Source organism: Agathobaculum sp. TL06, from assembly GCF_054658635.1.
Map to the genome: position 1 here is coordinate 59,221 of NZ_BAAGGY010000005.1, position 15,955 is coordinate 75,175.

Here is a 15,955-nt window from a genome sequence, read left to right on the forward strand (position 1 = left end):
AAGGCAGATACACTCATACGGTATCTGCCTTTCAGGTTTTATCATCTATTCCTTTCGTGTCAGGAAAAGTCCAAGGAATGCGGCAATCAGGATAATCGGCGCCGCTCTGACAAACAGCCATTCGAATGCGTGCAGCGCAACGCCGAGAACAGCCGTTTCCGGATCACTGTAGTCCCAGCCCAGGTAAGGGCTTTCCAATGCCAATACGCATGCAAAAATCACTGCTATGCCTGCGCACAATGCGATAAGGCACCAATGCAGCATCCTCTTTCCCGCGGCTTTTCTCTGTGCGAGCTGCAAGTTTATCACCTCCAGTTTTGCGGAAATCGCCTTTAAGTCATCGGCTTCCTGCTCCATGACGTTCTCTCCAAGCAGCGTGCTTACGGGTGTTTCAAGCGCTTCCGATAGGGCGATCAGCATATCGGAATCAGGAACTGACAAGCTTTGCTCCCACTTGGAAATTGTTTGCCGCACCACGTTCAGCTTTACAGCAAGCTCCTGCTGCGAAAGACCTTTTGATTTTCTGATTGCTTTTATATTTTCGTTGAGCATCAGGGGTAACCTCCTTTCTTCCGGTCTTTGTCATAATTATATGAGGAGCTGCCCGTTGCTGCAAGCAACGCATTTTAACATTGAAGCGGACCGTCCGTTTTGTCCTATTATTTCATTGTATTTTGCTGTACTGTGACAAAAATAAACAAAACGCACCGTTTTCCCTCAAAACAGTGCGTTTTCATTTTAAGTGTTTGTTGTCGGTCAACCCTGCCAGATAATCCAGACTCACTTGATAGTACTGCGCCAGCTTGATAAACAAAGCGAGCGGCAAATCGCGCTCTCCACGCTCATATTTGGAGTACAGGGATTGGTCGCAATGCAAATATGCCGCAACCTCTTTTTGCGTCAGGTCCTTATCCTCCCGCAAATCGCGGATTCTAAGCTTCATCATATCACCGTGACCATTATATTTTAGTACAATATGTCCACTTGTATTTTTGGACTAATAGTCCTAAAATATTTTTGAGGTGATTTCATTATGACCGAATGTTCCGAACAGAATTTGGGTATCCTGACCAAACGTCAGCGTGAAGTCTACCTGCTGCGGCAGCAAAAACTGACATTCCGAAAAATCGCCGAACAGCTTGGCGGCAGTCCTTCCGCTGTCCGCGCAGCCTACCAACTGGCGTTACGCCGCCTGCGAGAGCAACAGGCGAAATTGCTGCAAGCAGAGCTGGAGCAGCAGCCGGCTGATTTTCCGGTCACCCTCGGCGAACTTGACTTGATCTGCAAGGGCCTTCTCCTTTTATACCGCGATATGTACCGCCGCGTGGGCGTAAAGCCCTCAGACGGGAACGCCCTCCCACCGCAGGTTGAGCAGGTACTTGACCTGCTCCTCCGCGCCCACCAGACACATTTCAACGCCGCGCCGCCCGTTATCCTGCGCAAGAGTACAAAATAATGTGTCCCGCCTGCTTTTTCCCGTAAAAAAACTTGTTTATCTTCTCTTTTCATGGTACAATGTATTCCTGTATGAGAATGCTGAATAGAGAGGCGTTATAATTATGGAAATGATTCATGAAGCGGGACAGTACGTTGATACCGTCAAGCGCGTCTGCGGCGCGGTCGGCAGCGAGGTCACGTTCCGCGGCACCGTACACCGCGCCCGTGATATGTCCGATTTTTCGTTCGTCATCATGCGTGTCGAGCGCGGCCTGATTCAATGCACGTTCCAGGGGGACGAGATCGGCGGCGTCAAGCGCGCGGATATTCGGGACGCCATGGTGCTCGAGGTCACCGGCAAGGTGCATGAGGAACCCCGCGCCGAGCACGGCGTCGAGGTTGTGCTGAGCGCGGTCAAGGTCATCGGCCGCCCGTACGAGCAGCTTCCCGTGCCGCTGGGCAAAAAATATATGGGCCTGTCGCTCGACGTCGATCTGCCGCTGCGCCCGATCACCCTGCGCCATCCGGTCAAGCAGGCGGTGTTCCGTGTGCAGGGCGCGATTGCGGACGGCTTCGCCCAGTATATGCAGTCGCAGGGCTTTACCCACATCCACACACCCAAGATCGTTGTCGCGGGCGCGGAGGGCGGCGCGAACCTGTTCAAGCTGGACTACTTCGGTCAGCCCGCTTACCTGGCGCAGTCGCCCCAGTTCCACAAGCAGTACCTTGCGGGCGCGTTCGGCCGCGTGTTCGAAATCGGCTCGGTTTACCGCGCCGAGCGGCATAATACCTCGCGCCATTTGAATGAGTATATCGGCCTTGATTTCGAGATGGCCTATATCGATTCCATGTATGACGTGATGGCGATGGAAATCGGCATGCTCAAGGCGGTCATGGCTTATGTCAAGGAGCATTGCGCGGAGGAGCTGGCGCTTCTCAAGGCCGACGTGCCGGAGATCCGCGAGATCCCGACCATCCGCTTCCATGAGGCCAAGCAGATCATGGAGGAAAAATACGGCCATAAATCCAAAAACCGTTACGACCTCAATCCGGACGAAGAGGTCCTGCTGTGCCAGTGGGCCAAGGAGGAGCACGACAGCGAGTTCGTGTTCGTTACGCACTTCCCGTCCGCCAAGCGTCCGTTTTACGCGATGGACGATCCGGAGGACCCCAAGCTGGCGTTGTCGTTCGACCTGCTGTTCCGCGGGCTGGAGATCACGACGGGCGGCCAGCGCATTCATGATTATCAGGAGCAGATGGACAAACTCGCGGCCCGCAAGATGAACGCGGAGCTGTTTGAGTCGTTCACCATTCTGCACAAGTACGGCATGCCGCCGCACGGCGGTCTGGGCATCGGCCTGGAGCGCCTGACCATGCAGCTCCTGAAGCTGAACAATGTGCGCGACGCTTCCATGTTCCCGCGCGACATGAACCGCCTGGAGCCGTAAACCCTCCCTCCCCATTAATTACTTTGTTCTGAAAAAGGCCGCTGAAACGCATCGTTTCAGCGGTCTTTTCCCGTTGCCCGTCCTCAACAAGCCTGCACATGGTTTTACTCCAAAAAGTTCTGTTATTTTGTTGTTTTTCTATTTTCTTCTTGTTATGGAATCCACATTGTTCTAAAACCAGCTTTTTATCCTTGTTTTCCGCTCGAAATTGTCGTATAGTAAGCACCAGAGCGCGGTACCGCGCACCGTTACCGCCCGCACGACCGCGGGCTCACCGCTATACGACCAATGAGGAGAATGCAAATGCGAATGAAAAAATCACTGGCCGCGATCTTGTCCACCACGATGGCGCTGTCCATGCTGTCCGTTTCGGCCGCAGCCGCCGATGCAAAGCCCGTTATGGAGGACGCGGCAAACAGCTGGGCCGCCAGCTCGATCGACCGCTGGGTGCAGCACGGCATCGTAGAGGGCAACAGCGACGGCACCTTCAAGCCGTACCGCTCCCTGTCCCGCGGCGAGCTTGCCGCTATTTTCACCCGCATGTTCGGCTTGACCGAAAAGGCGGAAAACAAGTATGCCGACCTGACCGGCAGCGAGTGGTACGCGGACGCGATCCTGAAATGCACCGCAGCCGGCATCCTTGAAGGCGACGGAAAAAACGCCAATGCGGCGGACCCCGTCACCCGTCAGGAGGCAATGACCATGTTCGCCCGCGCAATGGGTATGGCGCCGGACGCCTCCCCCGACCTGAGCCAGTTCACCGACGGAGGCCGAGTCGCAGATTGGGCGGCGGGCTATATGGCGCCGCTCGCGGAAATGGGTATCCTGGACGGCGTAGGCGGCGGGCGTGTCGCGCCGGACGAGCATATCGACCGCGCTTCCACCATGGCGCTTCTGGACAAGGCGATCGAGGAATACATAACCTCGTCCGGCGAGGCTGTGCTGGAAAATGAAAACGGCTTTACCGTTATCAATGCCGCCGCCAGCGCGCGCGATACCGAGGGCGTCACCCTTTCCGGCAAGACCGCGGGCCTTGTCATTTCCGCGGGTACCACGGCGGATGTGACGGCGGACGGCCTTGCCGCCGGCAGCGTCCGGATTGATGGGCGGACCTCGGTCGCGCTGGACGGAGCTGCCCGCGCCGGCCGCGTGAACGTCCATGCCGCCGCGTCGGTCAGCGTCAGCGCCGCCGCCCAGGTCGGAGAGGTCACGCTTTACGGCGCGGATGCGTCGCTGTCCGTTTCCGGTTCGGCAGACCGCGTCGAAATCGCTGAAACCGCCGCCTCCGCTTCGGTCATGATTGCCGCGGATGCGTCTGTAGAAACCGTCGCTATTTCCGCAGCGCAAACAGAGCTGTCCGTTTCCGGCTCGGTCGCTTCGGTCGATGTGACCAAACAGGCCGCGGATACGCTGATTTCCGCGGAAAGCGGCGCGCAGATCGATCGGGTATCGACCGCCGGCACGGGTACGACCGTCAAGGGTGCGGGCAAGGTGTCCCATGTTGCGGTTTCCGACGGCGCTTCCGGCGTCACAGTCAACACCACCGGCTCCAAAATCGACAATAACAGCAGCGAGGCGGTAGCCTCCGGCACCGGCTCGATCCAGCCCGGCCATGCCGGCACCTCGAACGGCGAGAACGGCGCGCCGACGCAGGACGGCCCCTCGAGCGGCGGCTCGGGTTCGGGCGGCGGAGATACCGTCCAGCAGGCCGATATCGTCAAGGCGCCGCTCCTCGACCAGTCGGGAACCATTGACGCCGATGCGCTTGTGCGGGATTATCAGGTTTCCAGCACGGTCAAAGGGGATGTGACCGAGGTCACCATCAGCGGCGCGCACCTGATGAAGCACCAGAACGCCCAGGGCGTTTCCGACTACTGGATTGGCTTCGGCATTCCGGCCAAGGAGGGCAATACCTACTATGCCGGATACGGCGCTGTTCCGGAAGAGCTCGGCGCGCCCGTGGACTCCATTGCAGACCGCACCTATGAGGAAAACGGCAAGACCTATCATACGGTCTACTTCGGCCTGAAAGACGTGGATCTGGAAAACGGCGCGTATGTCGTCGTCAAAAACGGCGAGGACACCGCAGCCTATCGCGTCTCTTTCCAGGTTACGCTGGCGCCCGCGGTGGAAAATGTGCAGGTTTGGGTCGTAAACGACCAGGCCTCCTATGAGCGCCTCCCCGCGGACTATACGGACGCGCATCCGTGGGACGATGCCTACCTGCAGCCGGAAAACGCGGCCGCGCTTCCGTGGCTGGCGGTCAGCTATGACAGCAACGTGACCGGCGCGGTGGAAATCCAGGTGACCAAGGACGGCACGCCGGTCGGCAGCAAATCGCACGCGGAAAGCACGGTCAGCACAGGCAGCTACCAGCTCTGGCACCTGACCAAGCCCGCCGATTTCGAGGGCAGGGATTATTTTGACCAGGAGGATGCCGCTGGGACCTATGTCGTTACCATCCGCAAGGACGGCCAGACGGTATCGAGCGAGGCGCTCGTATACGCGCCGTAAGAGAGGCGCGCCGCCCTCCCATTCTCAAACACAGCCGGCTGCCGGCAGACGCGGCGCCGGACATGCGCAGGGGCGCTGGAAGCAAAGCTTCCAGCGCCCCTGTTATTTTTCTTCCGTTTCCTCGCGCCGGTACTCCAGGATATCTCCCGGCTGGCAGTCCAGCGCGCTGCAGATCGCGTTAAGCGTGGAAAAACGGATCGCACTGATCTTTCCGGTTTTGATTTTGGACAGGTTGACGTTGGAAATGCCCACCCGCTCGGCCAGCTCGCCCAGCGACATCTTCCGGTCCGCCATCACACGGTCAAGCCGCAATATGATTGCCATACGCCACCGCCCTACAGTGTCTCGTCGGCTTCCCGCTGCAAATGCGCGCCATAGGCAAACGCATAGGACAGGCACAAAACCACGCCGCCAAGCAGCAGGTAGTTCCAGTTGACCAGCGAGCCGCCGCCGGTTTCCATCACGATGCGCACGCCGCCGCGAAGCAGCGTCTCCTGCCGATCCACCGCAAAACCGCAGACAGTATAGAGCAGCTCGGGCAGGCCGCCGCGCAGCAGGCCCAGCGCCATCACAAGCAGGCCGATGCCGCGCACCGCACGGACATGGCACGGCAGGAACGGCGTCCCCTGCCGGTCGATTCCCCGGAATATAGCGCAGCCCAGCCGCAGGACCCCCGCGATCACAATCCAGAACAGCGTGCTCCACCAGAACGAGACCCCGCAGGCAAACCGTACCGCGCCCTGCCAGTCCTCCGTACCGGTCCAGCTTACGCCAAGGGAAAAATGCTCCACCAGCATCTCCGCGGGCTGGAACAGCAGCCACGTCCCATAGACAAGGCGCACCGCAACCAAAGCCACGGTGATCCAGAACAGGACCCGCAGCAGCGTCCCAATATCTGCGCATCTTGCCCGAACGATATTCTTCTGCGTTTCCAGCATACCTTTCACCTCTTCCTGAAGAATAGCACAGGTTTATATCTTTGTCAATTATAATTTAATGATAATCGATAAATATTATATAAATTTCATTAATCTTCGGTTTGCATCCCCTGTGCTGCTTTGGTAACAAAACGGAAAAAACTCGCGCGGGCATGTCACAAAACCAGGCCGCCGCACGTTATAAGAAATGAACATGTTCTTTTCAGAAAGGGGGGCGCCGGATGGACGCCCGCACCTTGGACGAGCGCTTCGCCCTGGGCGGGGAACAGGCGCTCGCCGATGCGATCGAGCTGTACGGCCAGCCGCTTTTGCGGTATTGCCATCACATCCTCTGTGATTACCACGAAGCGCAGGACGCCGTGCAGACCACCTTTATCAAGGCCTATGATAACCGCAGCCGTTTCCGGACAGGCACCAGCCTGAGCGCCTGGCTTTACCGCCTTGCCTATACCACCTGTATCGACATGCTGCGCCGCCGGAAGTTCCAGCTTCTCACACCGCCGCCAGCCGCCGCCGATCCGGATTATATCGGGGACAACCTGCGGCGGGCGCTGCAGGCCTTGTCGCCGGAGCAGAGAGCGCTGGTATTCGGCCGCGTGATCGAGCAGCGCAGCTTCGATGCGTTGGCTGTCATTTACGGAAAGCCCGCCGCCACCCTGCGCAAGCGCTATGAACGCGCCCGCAAAAAGCTCGCGCAGGCATTGGAAGGCACGCCGGCAGAAAGGAGGAGGAAGCAGCCGTATGAGTCCAACACCCGATGAAATCCGCATCCGCGAAGCGCTTGAGCGCATCCAGACACCCGCTTACGACATCGCCGGAGCCGTCAGGGAGCAGCGCGCCCGGCGCGGCAGGCGTATGCCGCTGCGCAGTCCGCGGCGGCTTGTCTCCGCCGTGCTGGCGGCGGCCCTGCTGACCGTAACGGCCGCCGCCGTATTTCAGGTTTCGGTCGGCTGGAAAACCATCTTTGGGCAGGATGTCGTAATTCCCGACGAGCTCGCCATCCCTCTGCAGAAGGGCGCCACCATGAACGGCTGCACGCTGACCGTGGAGGATGCCATCGTCACCCGCACCGGCGTCGCGCTCATCTATTCCTTCCGTTATGCGGATGGCTCCCCCCTTTCCAACCCAATCCACTTTGAAACGGTTTCCCTTTTGACCGACGGGACGGATACCGCCTATTCCAGCCGCGGGCAGAGCATCTTTACGGATTCCCGCGAGGCCGTCCAATATTTTTATCAGGAGTTCGCCCTTGCCGAAGACCCCGGCGACCGTGACCTTACCCTGACCATCGGCCCCGCCTCCAGCATGGAAACCAGCGAAGTCCTTACCGCCAGCCTTGACCTTGCGGCGGTTTATCAGGCGCATCCCATCGCGTTTCCCACCGACCAGCAGGACGCCTACCGCACCTCCGCCTATTTGGAGCAGGATACTTCCTCCGTCCCGCTTCCGCAGGCCTGGGAGCCTTCGGAGGTACAGTTCGCCGGCGTTGGTTTTATGGGGGACGAATTATGCCTTGCGCTGATCACACCGCCCTATGACCTCTATCAAGGCGTTTCCGGTGATATCGTTTCCCTGCTGGACACCCGAACGGGAAAAATGATCGATAATACCGGCAGCGGCACCTACCCGCTGGAGGGAGCGGACAGGGAAATCCGCGAGGCACGCTTCCAGGGCTTGACCGCAGACGACCTGCCATATCTGCAGCCGCAGATCATCTACACCCGCAGCGTGCCGCTGACGCAGAAGCCTTGGGAGGTTTCTTTCCGCGCCAAAAGCGCGCAGACCTATTCCCGCGCGCTCAGCCTGGACCTTTCGGACGGCAGCCATATTGACCATCTGTTCCTGTCCCCGCTCGGCATCCGGATCGAGGGGACGCGTCCCGCCTCACTGGACGAGGAGGGGTTCTTGGACCGCGCGCCCCATATCGCCGTGATCCTGCAGGACAACAGTATGATCGGCGCCTCGGTTTCCGAGTGCGGCCTGACCAGAGAGGAATCGTCCGCGCGCGAAACGTTCGAGGTCACTTATGTTTACCAGGCAGGCACTGACAGCCGGCGCTTCCTGTCCGTCTCCGACGTGACGGGCATCCGCATCGGCGATACGACAATATCGATAGCAGAGTAGAAAGCCCGTGGGGGCGAATAGCCGTGCGGCGGTGTGGGGCCGCTGCACGGCAAAAAGAGCAGCCGGTTGGATCGGGCTGCTCTTTCACTTATTGTACAATTTTTATTCTCTCGTTTTGTGCATCTCCCACAATTATTATGACCCACCGCCGGTTCAGCGGCTCAAAATGATGAAAATGCAGAAATCTGCAAAAAACGCTTTATTTTCCTGTCTTTTATGCTATAATGATAGCAGAAATCAGATTTTTGCAAGCATTGCACAGGAGGTAAGTACTATGACCAGAGGAATCCGCGTAAAAAATACGGACGACATTCAGAAGATCAACAAGATCGTCACCAAGTATGGCTTTGATATCTGGATCCACGGCAAGAGCGGCATGGTAGACGCCAAGAGCCTGCTCGGCATGTTCCTGCTCTCCCTCAACGAGCCTCTGCAGATCGTGCTGGAGGACAGCGTTGACCCGACCGCGTTGTTCAAGGATCTCGCCGATTACCTTGAGATCGACGACGAGGACGTTGACGAAAAGAAATGATTCCGCGCAAAAAGCCGCTGCTGAAGCAGCGGCTTTTTCTATTGCCATAGCTCATACGCCGGATATGCGCCTGCCGGAAGATAGCCCAGCGTTTCGGCCAGATGTGCGGATACCGGATTCGCGGCATCCCAGGACGGATGCAGCCCCCGTTCGAGGCACGCGAGGATAAGCGCCGCCGCGCAGGCGCGCGCCAGACCCAGCCTCCGGTGCGACGGATGGGTGTCGATCTCCACTTCAATGCCGTCCGGCCAGTCCGCATAGCAGGACGCGCCGCACAGCAGCAGCCCCGCCTTTACTGCCGCTATCCCCAGCCCATGCGCCGCAAAGTCATCCCAGTCAGGGTATTGGGAGGTCAGATCCCTGCTCCATTCCTCCTGCCCCGCCTGGCGGAACAGCGCCCCGTCCATCCGACGCAGGGCGTACCCATCCGGCACGCGGGCGGCCAGCACTGACAGCTTCTCACGCGGAAAGGCGCTCTTTTTTGCAAAGGCATACCGCTCCGTCAGGCGCGCCTGCAGATAGCACTGTTCGATCAGCGGCCGCCAGTCTGGTGTGCGCGGGATCAGTATGGTATATGGCCGTGCGTTCTCCGGCTGCCAGGCCACGACACGCGCGTCCGGCTCTCCCGCGAAAAAGCAGAAATCCCCGACGCGCACCTGCGCCGACCGGTACGCCCCATCCGCGACCGCATATCCCATCCGTCCGGCAAGATAGGCGTACAGCATGCCCTCCTCCCAGCCGTTTAGCAGCGGGCCGATGCATTGGGGCGACGCAACGCGCCCGATCACAGGACCACCAGCGCCTTGGGCGCTTCGGTCAGGTTGATACAGCCGTCCTCAATCACATACAGCATATCCTCGATGCGCACGCCGAAGCGTCCCGACAGATAGATGCCCGGCTCGGCGGTTACGACCGCCCCCGCCGGAAGCCGCGCCTCGCCGCGCGGTCCCGCGGTCGGCGCCTCATGGATCTCCAGGCCGACGCCATGGCCAAAGCCGTGGCCGAACGCATCGCCGTACCCCGCGTCCGCAATGACCTGACGCGCCGCCGCATCCACCGCCCGTCCGGTGACGCCCGCCTTGCAGCACGCAATCCCCGCAAGCTGCGCGTTCAGCACCGTATCATATACGGTCTGCATCTCGTCGGTCACATAGCCGACCGCCACCGTGCGCGTCATGTCCGAGCAGTATCCGTCCACAATGCAGCCAAAGTCCATGGTGACGAAATCCCCTGCCGCGATCGCCTTATCTGTCGGCACACCGTGCGGCTTGGAGCTGTTCGCACCCGATACGACGATAGGGTCGAACGACATGTTCTCCGCGCCGTAATGCAGCATCAGGTAGGTCAGCCGCGCGGCGACCTCTTTTTCGGTCACGCCAATCCGGATATCGTTCAGCACCTCTTCGAGCGCCCGCTCGGCAATGCGCTGTGCGGCGACAATCCGATTAACCTCATCGTCCTCTTTTGTGATGCGCAGGCGCTCCACACCATCCTCCAGGCGCATCGCCGCAGCGTGCAGCGCGGAGGACCAGGACATGTACTCCGCATAGGTCATCTGCTTGTCTTCCAGCGCGATTTTCTTTACGCCGTCCTGCTCGATCAGCTCGTTGATGACAGCGGAATAGCTCTTCCCGCTGCCGATCTCGCGCACCTCGAACCCTGATACCGCGGCGCGCGCCGCCTCGACATAGCGGAAATCCGTATAGAACACCGCCTGATCCGCCGACAGGTAGACCGCGCCGGCGGTCGAATGGAAGCCGGTCGCATACCGCCGGCTGATTTCACTGGTCAGCACCATCGCGTCATACGGCGCCTCGCACAGCAGCGCGCGCAATTCTTCCCGTTTCATAGCCGCCTCACCCGATGATCGCCTTGACCGCGTCCACGGCCAGCAGGTAGCTGTGCTTGCCGAAGCCCGCGATCACGCCCGCGCACACCGGCCCGATGACCGATTTGTGCCGGAACTCCTCGCGCGCATGCACGTTGGACATGTGGACCTCCACACAGGGCAGGCGCACCGCCGCGATCGCGTCCCGAAGCGCGTAGCTGTAATGCGTATACGCGCCCGCGTTGATTATAATGGCCGCGCAGTCCTCGCGCGCCGCGTGGATGCGGTCGATCAGCGCCCCTTCCACGTTGGACTGGAACACCGAGCAGCTCATGCCAAGGCGCTCGCACTTGGCCACGACCTCGGCGTTGATCGCGGCAAGCGTGTCCGAGCCGTAGATGCCCGGCTCGCGCTGGCCGGTCAGGTTGAGGTTTGGTCCATGAATCAGCAGCACTTTTTTCATTTTTCCGTCTCCTTTTTATATAAGTCCATCATCATCCGCGCGTCCTCGGCCTGTGTGCCGGCCGATTCGCAGATAAAGGTCGGCGTATAGCCGCGCGCCGCCGTTTCCTGCGCAACCGGCAGGAAATCCGGCCCGTATACGGTATCCGAAAAGGTCAGGTGGCGCACCTCGCCTTTGTCATTGTATTCGATATGGGAAAAGTGCGCGTGCAGAATGCGTGTCCGCTCCGCACCGATGCCGTTTTCCAGCCGATCGAACAGGCGCGCCACATCCTCCCGCGTGGACATCCCGCCGCCTGTGCGGCAGTTCAGGTGTCCGAAATCGATGCACGGCAGCAGGCGCTCGTCTGCCGCCACCAGCTCGCAGACCTCCTCCGCGGAACCGAGCACGCTTTTTTTGCCCATGGTTTCCAGACAGACCGCGCAGCCGGTCAGATGCTCCTCCTCCAGCGCGCGCAGGATGTTTTTCACATTTTCATGCGTGTTGCGCATCGCGCGCTCGCGCGTCAGCTTTCCCTGTCCGCCGCAATGGACCACCATGCGCACCGCGCCCAGCGGCACGGCAAGCCGCGCCGTATCCAGCACATACCCGATGTTTTTCTCCATCCGCTCGCTTTCCTCAGAGGAAAGGTTGATGAAATACGGCGCGTGAATGCTCATCTGGATGCCGTGCGCACGCGCGGCCGCACCGATCTTTTTCGCGGTATCCTCCCCGCAGCGCACGCCGCGGCCGCACTGGTATTCAAACGCGGTCAGCCCCCTGGCCGCAATCCAGGCGGGGGCGTCCTCGCTTTTTTTGAAGCCCTCGGCGGCAAAGGATTCCGAATTGCCGGCGGGTCCGAACCTTGCCTCAATCATGCCGCGCCCTCGCTTCCATCCGGCGCCTGCCGCGCTCGATAAAGCCGCGTTCGAGCTGGTAGCGCACATTCACCCAGAAAAAGCGGCGGTCCAGCGTCTGCACATAGCAGGTCAGCGCGCCGACACGGTTGCCGCCGAACACGTCGGTAAAGATCTGGTCGCCCACCACGGCAGTCTGGGAGAGCGGTACGCCCAGCCGTTCCGCCGCGCGCTGGAACCCGCCGGAAAACGGCTTCCCCGCGCGGCTGATGAAATCCACACCGAGCGCGGCGCAGAATTTCCCCACGCGCGCGGCCCTGTTATTGGAAAACACCAGCACCTTCAGCCCCGCGTCGCGCAGCGCGCGCACAAACGGCGCCAGCGAGTCCGGCGGCAGCGCGGCCTTATGCGAGGCCAGTGTGCCGTCCAGGTCGATCAGCACGCCGCGCACATGGTTCTCGCGCAGCAATTGCGGGGTAATGTCATAAATCGACTCAAATACATAGTCGGGAATCAGTTTGCTCATTCGTTTACTCCTGCGTTCTCACTTTGGGAATTGCCACATATAGTGTAATGGAATTTGTCCGAAAAGTCCAGAGCAAGGGAGTCGATCACAATGGTATATACGAAAAATCTCATCCTGGTATGCACCGGCCGCGACACGGTATATGCGGCGAAGCACGGCATCCCCGTGCTGCACCTCTGTCTTGGCATCACGCCCACGGGCGCGCTGCAGCGCCTGCAGCTTCCCACTGTGCAGGCGCGTTGCCTGCTCGGCCTGTGCGACCCGCCGCGCTCGCTCGCCGACTGCAATGCAGACAGGCTTGCCGCCGACCTGGTGTTCGAGGCAAAGCGCACGGGCGCGCCCGGTGTGTTCGCGGATTTTGAGCACGATACCCCGCGCGGCCGAATGCTGCTCGCTGCGTTCGACAAGGCGCTGCACGAGGCGGAAATCCCGTTCTACGTCCCGCTCGCCTGCGGCCGGTCGCTGACGCATGCGATCCTCACCACGCCGACCGCGCTGTCCGGCGGCAGCCTGACCGACTACATCTCCTCCCTGCAGGGCATTTACGGCGCGGCCCGCATCGCGGCGTTCCTGCAGCCGGTCTCGCAGGATTTCACGCTTCCGTCCAACTCGCCCAACGGCAAACCGCTCACCGACACCGAACGCGAAACCCTGCTCGGCCGCACCGGATCGCAGACCTTTTTCTCCCGCGAGCTGTGCGCCAAGTATTTCACCTATACGGACAGCGAGGGACGCGCGCACTTTGTCCTGTTCGACGACGCCTCCACGCTCGAAGCCAAGCTCGCACAGCTTTCCGGCTGCGGCGTGCAGGCCGTGTTCGCCCTGTTTCCGGACGCAAAGCAGCTGCTCAGTCCGTCGTGACCGGCGCGGTCCTGGCCTGCGTCAGGCCGAGCAGATCCGCCGGCGCGCACTCGATCTGGAAACCGATCCTGCCCGCGGAGACAATAACGGACGGCAGGCGGTTTACACTTTCGTCAAACACGGTCGGGAACGCCTTCTTCATCCCGACCGGCGAGCAGCCGCCGCGCACATACCCCGTCAGGCCGAGCAGTTCTCGGACATGCACCAGCTCGACCGCCTTTTCCTCCGCCGCCTTGGCCGCTTTTTTCAGGTCAAGCTCCTTCGCCACCGGAATGACGAACACATGGCAGCCGCCCGACCGGCCGCGCGCCACCAGCGTCTTGAACACCTGCGCCTCATCCTGCCCCAAAAGCCGCGCGACCGTTACGCCGTCCACCGCTTCCTTTCCGTGCGGATACGCATGCGCCGTATAGGGGATCCCGTGCTGCTCCAGCACCCGCATCACATTGGTTTTATCCGAAGCCATCGTCCTCGCTCCTATCTGCGTTTTATACAGATATTATAGCTATTGTTTGTGCAACAAGCAAGAAATATCAAAGGGGTTTCTCCTCAGAGAAACCCCTTTTCCCGCGTCGCCCGCTTTATTTTTCGCGCGCGATGATGATGCGGATGCGCCCGCAGTCCACGGTGTCCTTGTCATAATAGCAGGTGATGCTGTATGAATCGAAATTGTTCCGCAGCTCGGTCAGGGAGAGCAGGCTGTAGCTCGCGTTTTCGGACCGGTATACCGCGCATTCATCCGAAAACAGCCAACTGTCCCCGTCCTTGGACACGCCGAGCTGCGTGATGGCGTCCGGATTCTTGATCTCCTCCAGCGCGCGCACCGCGGAAAGCTGCCCGTCCTCGACCGTCAGCCTGGCCGGTCCGTTGGAGGCGCCCAGCGTTCTGCCGTTGGTGGAAAGCGTCTGTTTTTCTCCATTCACCAGATAGGTATAGCTGCCGGAAACGCTCATGTCGTCCGACTGCTCCTTGACGCTGGTGATGATGCCGTATTCATACAGGTCACCGGTAAAATCGCGCAGGATCAGGTCGGTGATCTCGCCCGCACCGTTCGTCGCGCAGTAGCGCACGTCCGTAGAGTCCAGCGTTGCGCCGTTCAAGCGGGAGTAATACACCCGCTTGGCGCTTGAGGCGTTGGTATCCAGGATGCGCACGTCCTTTGCCATCGTTTTGCTGCCGATCGTGTAGCCAGACACCGCCCCGCGCACCGTGGAGGACTTCAGGATAGAAACATCGGTTTCGGACGAGCCGAAACCGATGGATACCAAATCCCCTGTGCTGATCGAGGACCGTGTGCAGGGATATACATAGCTGTTGCCATCCATCGCCGTGACCGTAATGGTGCGCGAGGTATAGGCGTTGCCGACCGAATTGTAGTAGGTGCCGGTCCCCGTGGCGGTCACCATGCCGACAACCTCGGCCCCATATTCGTCCGCCGGCAGCGCGGCGGCGACCTTGCCGTCGCGCCCGAGCAGCAGGGTCACGATATCGCCTATATTCAGCCCACCCAGCGTGGACAGCTCGAAGGCGGCGTCGCTGGTCTCAAGCTCATAGGTGTTGCCCGCGACCGTCACAGAGGTCGGGGACGCCGCCGAGGGCGAGGCAGACTGGTAGGTGCCTGTCACCGCGTTGGCATACGCCCATACCGCGGAGCCGGTGTAATACACCACGTCGTACCGCTGTATCGCATCCGCGGAGGAGGCATAGCCGTTGCGGTACACGGTTTTCCCCTCTGTCGAAACGATGCTGGATATGCCGTTTTCCACAATGTAGGGTCCCTTCATCGTATCGGAAACGATATTCAGGTAATCGATCTCATCGTTCTCGTTCAGGGTGTAGCCCAGCGTCTGCGCGTAAACCTGTCCGTCCTTGGTATCCGCGTTGAGCAGGTTGTAAAACAGGTACATCATGTTCCGCCGCGTCATGGCCGAGCCCTGCGACGCGGTGACCTTGCTGTCCAGCCCCAGTGATTCGTACAGGGCGAGCTGCCCGTACGGATAGGAGCCGGAAAAGTCCTCGGTCGTATAGCCGAGCAGCTTGAGCACGCCGGTCGCGGCCTCCTCCAGCGTGACGGTTTTATCCGGCCGGAAGCTGCCGTCCAGATAGCCGGTCAGCCAGCCCTGCTGCACGGCGGTCTTGATATAGCCTGCCGCCCAGTGGGTATACGGCACATCCTTGAACGGGGAAGAATTGGACGTCCCCGCCACCTTGTCCTGATAGGTGGAGGCCGCGACCAGCATCTTCGCGTATTCCGCGCGGGTGACCGTTTTGTCCAGGTTCATATCCCCGTTTTGGTCGCCCACCATAATCTCCGTGGACCGGATCACCTGCTCGATCACGCTGTCCGACACCTCGGACGCGGCCAGCGCGGCGGGCAGGCCGCCCAGCAGCACTGCCGCCGCCGTCAGCAGCGAAAGCAGTTTTTTCTTCAAGAGTAACTCCTCCTTT

At 60.2% G+C, this 15,955-nt stretch carries 18 protein-coding genes; 7 read left to right on the plus strand and 11 right to left on the minus strand.

Translation table 11 applies throughout. The features are described from left to right. Positions 1–45 precede the first annotated feature (45 nt). Both ACYQ3S_RS04285 and ACYQ3S_RS04290 read right to left on the minus strand, forming a co-directional pair. A complete protein-coding gene (locus ACYQ3S_RS04285) occupies positions 46–552 on the minus strand; it encodes a helix-turn-helix domain-containing protein (protein WP_459687483.1) in 507 nt (168 codons plus the stop codon). 181 nt (positions 553–733) lie between these two features. Further along, complete coding sequence (locus tag ACYQ3S_RS04290; RefSeq protein WP_459687554.1) at positions 734–943, minus strand: helix-turn-helix domain-containing protein; 210 nt, start codon at positions 941–943, stop codon at positions 734–736. 90 nt (positions 944–1,033) lie between these two features. Between ACYQ3S_RS04290 and ACYQ3S_RS04295 the strand changes: the two genes are divergently transcribed. From ACYQ3S_RS04295 to ACYQ3S_RS04305, 3 genes are all read left to right on the plus strand, one after another. Further along, positions 1,034–1,456: a sigma factor-like helix-turn-helix DNA-binding protein gene (locus ACYQ3S_RS04295; RefSeq protein WP_459687484.1), complete on the plus strand. Its 423-nt coding sequence runs from the start codon at positions 1,034–1,036 to the stop codon at positions 1,454–1,456. Positions 1,457–1,559: 103 nt separating this feature from the next. After that, positions 1,560–2,885 carry an aspartate--tRNA(Asn) ligase gene (aspS, locus tag ACYQ3S_RS04300; RefSeq protein WP_459687485.1) on the plus strand — a complete coding sequence of 442 codons (1,326 nt, stop codon included), beginning with the start codon at positions 1,560–1,562 and terminating at the stop codon, positions 2,883–2,885. A 309-nt stretch (positions 2,886–3,194) separates the two neighbouring features. After that, positions 3,195–5,399, plus strand: a complete 2,205-nt coding sequence (locus tag ACYQ3S_RS04305; RefSeq protein WP_459687486.1) for an S-layer homology domain-containing protein — start codon at positions 3,195–3,197, stop codon at positions 5,397–5,399. Positions 5,400–5,501: 102 nt separating this feature from the next. Here the strand turns inward: ACYQ3S_RS04305 and ACYQ3S_RS04310 are convergent, their stop codons facing one another. After that, the gene (locus tag ACYQ3S_RS04310) at positions 5,502–5,723 is read right to left on the minus strand and encodes a helix-turn-helix domain-containing protein (RefSeq protein ID WP_459687487.1); all 222 of its coding nucleotides are present in this window, start codon (positions 5,721–5,723) and stop codon (positions 5,502–5,504) included. Positions 5,724–5,734: 11 nt separating this feature from the next. Then, positions 5,735–6,337 carry a hypothetical protein gene (locus tag ACYQ3S_RS04315; RefSeq protein ID WP_459687488.1) on the minus strand — a complete coding sequence of 201 codons (603 nt, stop codon included), beginning with the start codon at positions 6,335–6,337 and terminating at the stop codon, positions 5,735–5,737. A gap of 221 nt (positions 6,338–6,558) precedes the next feature. On the opposite strand from ACYQ3S_RS04315, the gene ACYQ3S_RS04320 reads away from it, so the two are divergent. The 3 genes from ACYQ3S_RS04320 to ACYQ3S_RS04330 all read left to right on the plus strand — a co-directional run bounded on the left by ACYQ3S_RS04320 (position 6,559) and on the right by ACYQ3S_RS04330 (position 8,993). After that, positions 6,559–7,098: an RNA polymerase sigma factor gene (locus tag ACYQ3S_RS04320; RefSeq protein ID WP_459687489.1), complete on the plus strand. Its 540-nt coding sequence runs from the start codon at positions 6,559–6,561 to the stop codon at positions 7,096–7,098. Beyond that, the gene (locus tag ACYQ3S_RS04325; RefSeq protein WP_459687490.1) at positions 7,079–8,461 is read left to right on the plus strand and encodes a hypothetical protein; all 1,383 of its coding nucleotides are present in this window, start codon (positions 7,079–7,081) and stop codon (positions 8,459–8,461) included. The genes ACYQ3S_RS04320 and ACYQ3S_RS04325 overlap by 20 nt, the downstream gene beginning before the upstream one ends. Positions 8,462–8,735: 274 nt before the next feature. Then, positions 8,736–8,993, plus strand: coding sequence for a hypothetical protein (locus ACYQ3S_RS04330; protein ID WP_054328076.1), 258 nt, complete (start codon positions 8,736–8,738; stop codon positions 8,991–8,993). A gap of 38 nt (positions 8,994–9,031) precedes the next feature. Here ACYQ3S_RS04330 and ACYQ3S_RS04335 read toward each other — a convergent pair whose 3' ends face one another. From ACYQ3S_RS04335 to ACYQ3S_RS04355, 5 genes are read right to left on the minus strand one after another with little or no spacing between them, the layout of a single operon-like run. Continuing rightward, positions 9,032–9,781, minus strand: coding sequence for a GNAT family N-acetyltransferase (locus ACYQ3S_RS04335; RefSeq protein ID WP_459687491.1), 750 nt, complete (start codon positions 9,779–9,781; stop codon positions 9,032–9,034). After that, positions 9,778–10,842, minus strand: a complete 1,065-nt coding sequence (locus ACYQ3S_RS04340; RefSeq protein WP_459687492.1) for an aminopeptidase P family protein — start codon at positions 10,840–10,842, stop codon at positions 9,778–9,780. The genes ACYQ3S_RS04335 and ACYQ3S_RS04340 overlap by 4 nt, the downstream gene beginning before the upstream one ends. A gap of 7 nt (positions 10,843–10,849) precedes the next feature. Continuing rightward, entirely contained in the window at positions 10,850–11,284 is a 435-nt protein-coding gene (gene aroQ / locus ACYQ3S_RS04345; protein WP_459687493.1) for a type II 3-dehydroquinate dehydratase, read from the minus strand. Continuing rightward, positions 11,281–12,141: a TIM barrel protein gene (locus tag ACYQ3S_RS04350; protein ID WP_459687494.1), complete on the minus strand. Its 861-nt coding sequence runs from the start codon at positions 12,139–12,141 to the stop codon at positions 11,281–11,283. Before ACYQ3S_RS04350 ends, aroQ begins: the two co-directional genes overlap by 4 nt. Then, entirely contained in the window at positions 12,134–12,646 is a 513-nt protein-coding gene (locus ACYQ3S_RS04355; protein ID WP_459687495.1) for a YqeG family HAD IIIA-type phosphatase, read from the minus strand. The genes ACYQ3S_RS04350 and ACYQ3S_RS04355 overlap by 8 nt, the downstream gene beginning before the upstream one ends. A 90-nt stretch (positions 12,647–12,736) precedes the next feature. Here ACYQ3S_RS04355 and ACYQ3S_RS04360 point away from each other — a divergent pair, with 90 nt between their 5' ends. Beyond that, positions 12,737–13,507, plus strand: coding sequence for a hypothetical protein (locus ACYQ3S_RS04360; RefSeq protein ID WP_459687496.1), 771 nt, complete (start codon positions 12,737–12,739; stop codon positions 13,505–13,507). On the opposite strand, the gene ybaK is transcribed toward ACYQ3S_RS04360, so the two are convergent. Further along, on the minus strand, positions 13,494–13,973 hold the full coding sequence (gene ybaK / locus ACYQ3S_RS04365; RefSeq protein WP_459687497.1) for a Cys-tRNA(Pro) deacylase: 480 nt from the start codon (positions 13,971–13,973) through the stop codon (positions 13,494–13,496). The genes ACYQ3S_RS04360 and ybaK overlap by 14 nt on opposite strands. A gap of 115 nt (positions 13,974–14,088) precedes the next feature. Then, a complete protein-coding gene (locus ACYQ3S_RS04370; RefSeq protein WP_459687498.1) occupies positions 14,089–15,939 on the minus strand; it encodes an S-layer homology domain-containing protein in 1,851 nt (616 codons plus the stop codon). Between the last annotated feature and the right edge of the window lie 16 nt (positions 15,940–15,955).

Bases quoted from the DNA above. Each gene is read 5' to 3' on its own strand.
- aspS (WP_459687485.1), top strand. From the start codon at position 1,560: ATGGAAATGATTCATGAAGCGGGACAGTACGTTGATACCGTCAAGCGC.
- ACYQ3S_RS04295 (WP_459687484.1), top strand. From the start codon at position 1,034: ATGACCGAATGTTCCGAACAGAATTTGGGTATCCTGACCAAACGTCAG.
- aroQ (WP_459687493.1), bottom strand. From the start codon at position 11,284: ATGAAAAAAGTGCTGCTGATTCATGGACCAAACCTCAACCTGACCGGC.
- ACYQ3S_RS04290 (WP_459687554.1), bottom strand. From the start codon at position 943: ATGAAGCTTAGAATCCGCGATTTGCGGGAGGATAAGGACCTGACGCAA.
- ACYQ3S_RS04305 (WP_459687486.1), top strand. From the start codon at position 3,195: ATGAAAAAATCACTGGCCGCGATCTTGTCCACCACGATGGCGCTGTCC.
- ACYQ3S_RS04360 (WP_459687496.1), top strand. From the start codon at position 12,737: ATGGTATATACGAAAAATCTCATCCTGGTATGCACCGGCCGCGACACG.
- ACYQ3S_RS04320 (WP_459687489.1), top strand. From the start codon at position 6,559: ATGGACGCCCGCACCTTGGACGAGCGCTTCGCCCTGGGCGGGGAACAG.
- ACYQ3S_RS04315 (WP_459687488.1), bottom strand. From the start codon at position 6,337: ATGCTGGAAACGCAGAAGAATATCGTTCGGGCAAGATGCGCAGATATT.
- ACYQ3S_RS04330 (WP_054328076.1), top strand. From the start codon at position 8,736: ATGACCAGAGGAATCCGCGTAAAAAATACGGACGACATTCAGAAGATC.
- ybaK (WP_459687497.1), bottom strand. From the start codon at position 13,973: ATGGCTTCGGATAAAACCAATGTGATGCGGGTGCTGGAGCAGCACGGG.
- ACYQ3S_RS04325 (WP_459687490.1), top strand. From the start codon at position 7,079: ATGAGTCCAACACCCGATGAAATCCGCATCCGCGAAGCGCTTGAGCGC.
- ACYQ3S_RS04355 (WP_459687495.1), bottom strand. From the start codon at position 12,646: ATGAGCAAACTGATTCCCGACTATGTATTTGAGTCGATTTATGACATT.
- ACYQ3S_RS04340 (WP_459687492.1), bottom strand. From the start codon at position 10,842: ATGAAACGGGAAGAATTGCGCGCGCTGCTGTGCGAGGCGCCGTATGAC.
- ACYQ3S_RS04310 (WP_459687487.1), bottom strand. From the start codon at position 5,723: ATGGCAATCATATTGCGGCTTGACCGTGTGATGGCGGACCGGAAGATG.
- ACYQ3S_RS04350 (WP_459687494.1), bottom strand. From the start codon at position 12,141: ATGATTGAGGCAAGGTTCGGACCCGCCGGCAATTCGGAATCCTTTGCC.
- ACYQ3S_RS04285 (WP_459687483.1), bottom strand. From the start codon at position 552: ATGCTCAACGAAAATATAAAAGCAATCAGAAAATCAAAAGGTCTTTCG.